The organism is Kitasatospora sp. NPDC017646, assembly GCF_044329365.1.
Taxonomy (GTDB): Bacteria; Actinomycetota; Actinomycetes; order Streptomycetales; family Streptomycetaceae; genus Kitasatospora.
In genome coordinates this window covers 1-3,180 of sequence record NZ_JBIRJC010000118.1, presented here as the reverse complement: position 1 = coordinate 3,180, position 3,180 = coordinate 1, and the positions used below count along the sequence as shown (strand labels likewise).

At 70.7% G+C, this 3,180-nt stretch carries 2 protein-coding genes and 1 pseudogene; all 3 read left to right on the top strand.

The features are described from left to right. Window positions 1-81: 81 nt before the first annotated feature. A complete protein-coding gene (locus ACH4J0_RS42980) occupies window positions 82-1,410 on the top strand; it encodes a rhodanese-like domain-containing protein (RefSeq protein WP_396246629.1) in 1,329 nt (442 codons plus the stop codon). A 145-nt stretch (window positions 1,411-1,555) separates the two neighbouring features. Continuing rightward, a complete protein-coding gene (locus ACH4J0_RS42975; RefSeq protein ID WP_396246628.1) occupies window positions 1,556-2,305 on the top strand; it encodes a sulfite exporter TauE/SafE family protein in 750 nt (249 codons plus the stop codon). 779 nt (window positions 2,306-3,084) lie between these two features. Beyond that, a pseudogene (locus ACH4J0_RS42970) lies at window positions 3,085-3,180 on the top strand (IS6 family transposase); the annotation flags it as partial.

Below are 3,180 nucleotides of genomic sequence, written 5' to 3'. Positions count from 1 at the left end.
TCGACCCCACCTGGTCGACGGGTGCCTCGCCGCCACCGGCCTGATCTTGGACGGCTGACCACCCTCAGCCCGACATCACGAATTCAAGTTCAGTATCTGGCAGGGGGTCGGAGAGCTGCGGTCGTGGTCGATCCGCCGCGGGACGTCGATCAGGTGATCGCCCTCGCTGCGCGGCGAGGGGTGCGCATCGCCTACGTGGCGGAGACGCACTTGCACAACGACTACGTCACCGGCGGGCTGGAACTGGCCCGCCTCACCGGCGCCCGCTACCTCGTCCCGGTCGGGGCCCGCGTCTCCTTCCCTCGCACTCCTGTCGCGGACGGGGACGTGTCCGAGGTGGACGAGTACCTGGTGCTGCGCGCGATAGCCACCCCGGGCCACACCCCGCACCACACCTCGTACGTCCTGGAGGAGGAGGGAAGCCCGGTGGCTGCTTTCACGGGCGGCTCGCTGCTGATCGGCTCCGTGGGACGACCGGACCTGGTGGACCCGCGGCTGACCGAACAACTGGCCCGTGCCCAGCACGCTTCCGTCCACCGGCTGGCGGCGACACTCGACGACGAGGTGCCGGTGCTGCCCACGCACGGTTTCGGCAGCTTCTGCTCCTCCTCCCAGGCCGAGGGCGATGCAAGCACGATCGGCCAGGAACGCGCCGGCAACGACGCATTCACCCTGGATGTCGACGACTTCGTGAAGCGGGTCCTGGCCGGGCTGGAGAACGTGCCCGCCTACTACACGCACATGGGCCCGGCCAACGCCGCCGGACCCGGGCCCGTCGACCTGACCCCGCCCGAGCCCGCCGACGCCGCACAGATCGCCGAACGGCTGGCGGCGGGTGAGTGGGTGGTGGACCTGCGCAGCCGGGTCGCCTTCGCCGACGGCCATGTGGCCGGATCGTTCAACTTCGAGGGCACAGGCAAGCTGGCCACCTATCTGGCCTGGCTGATCCCGTGGGGCAAGCTGGTCACCCTGCTCGGCGACACCCCGGCGCAGATTGCCGAGGCGCAGCGGGAGCTGACCCGGGTCGGTATCGACCGCCCGGCCGCCGCCGCCTCCGGTGATCCAGCCGCCTGGGTCCGTCAGGGGGAACGGCTCGCCTTCTTCCCCCGCGCCGGCTTCGCCGACCTCGCCGCTGCACACAAGCGCGGCGAGGACGTGGTGGTGCTGGATGTGCGCCGGGATTCCGAACATGCGAACGGCTTCATCGAGGGCTCGGTGCACATTCCGCTCCACGAACTGCACGGCCGGGTCGGCGAGGTGCCGGACGGCACGGTGTGGGTGCACTGCGCCGGCGGGATGCGCGCGGCGATTGCCGCTTCTCTCCTGGACGCGGCCGGACGACAGGTCGTCGCCATCGATGACAGCTTCGAGACGGCCGCCGACGCGGGCCTGAGCCTCACCCGGTCATGAATCCCTTGCTCCACCTGCACAGAAGGCACGTGATGTTCCTCTACCGCCAGGCGATCGGCTGCCTCGGCCCCGTACAGGCCCACCCCCGCGTCACCGGTACCGCAATGCCGTCGGCCGGCGACAGCAGACACAGTGGGCGAATAGCGTGACCGCCCTGATCCTGGCCCTGATTGCAGGAGCCGTTGTCGGCCTGATGCTCGGCGCCCTCGGCGGCGGCGGCAGCGTCCTGGCGGTGCCCGCCCTGATCTACCTGCTCGGCTTCACCCCCGCCTCAGCCACCACCGCCAGCCTGATCATCGTCACCGCCACGTCTCTGACCGCCCTGTACGCGCACGCCCGGGCCGGGCGGGTGCGGTGGAAGGCCGGAGCGGCGTTCGCAGCCGCCGGGATTCTTCCGGCGGCTGTCGCTGGGGCCGCCTCCGCCCACCTGCCTCAAGCCGTCCTCACCATCGCCTTCGCCGCCATAGCCGCCCTCTCCGCCCTCAGAATGCTCCGGCCCGCTGACACCGCCCGCCCCGAAGACGGCGGTGTACGGCCGGGCAAGGCAGCCGGGGCCGGTGCCGCACTCGGCACGCTGACCGGACTGCTCGGTGTGGGCGGCGGCTTTCTCGCCGTCCCCGCCCTGGTCACCGTCCTGGCATTCGAGATGGAGGCCGCAGTCGGCACCAGTCTGCTGGTCATCACGGCCAACTCGCTGGCCTCCCTGGCCACTCGCTCCGGCACCGCTGCCTCGGTCGACTGGGCGCTGATCGGCCCGTTCATCGGAACCGCGATCCTGGGCGCCTGGGACGGCAAGCGCATAGCCGCGAAGGTCTCCGCGCCCCACTTGCAGCGCATCTTCGCCGTGGTCCTGCTGGCCGTGGCCGCCTTCATGCTCGCCGACGCCGTGACGTGACAGCAGCCCAGACCGGCGACAACTTTTCCAGGCGGGCCCGGTATCCCCGGCCGCCAACGCGCCCTCCTCTCCGGTTGGCCTCCTGCGTGACGAACTTCTCGGCACCGGATCTCGCTGCCCGAGGCCGTTCGGACCGGCGGTAGTCGGAGTACGACCGAGAGGCGGGCACAGGGGGCAATGCGTTGATCTTGAAGCCCTGGGAGCCCTTCTGCCTGGGCTCGTGAGGCTGTTTGCTGTGGCCGTGTAGTGGATCGTCTGGGTGCCAAGGTGCGCCGGACCGCGGGCGAAGGGCGTCGGCGGCTAGCCGTAGTGCGCACACCGACTGTTTTGGTTCCGGGGACGGGGCAGAGGGAGGCGTGGCCGGTCACGTGGCACCAGGCGGGCAGGTCGAGCGGGGCGGCACCGCTCGGTGGCGACGACGTGGACGACGGTGCCCGGCTCGACGCCGTGGATCTGTTTGCGCAGACGGAGCAGGAGGCTGATACAGAACAGGCCGGTGCCGTCGACGGTGATGTCCGCCCTCGGCACGGATGCCGCGATCACCCGGACAGGGTCTGGGTGACGCGCCACAGCCAGGCGGGCACGAGATCCTCGCCTGGCTCGCAGCACACGACCTGGAAGTCGGGGACTGACTCAGCGACGCGTGACCCACTGCTGCCCCGAAAGCGGCTGCCAACCCGTACGCGGGGCCCTACAGTCCCGGGGGCGCGCGTACGGGTTCCTGTCGTTTGGCACCCAGGATTCCTGGAACCTGCCTGCCTTCGGCTGCTCCCGGCACAGTCCAGCGCGGTGTCGTCGTCTCCTACGAGACGGTCCGGCGGTGGTGCCTGAAGTTCGGGCAGACCTACGCCGATGCGCTGCGCCGCAGGCAGCCC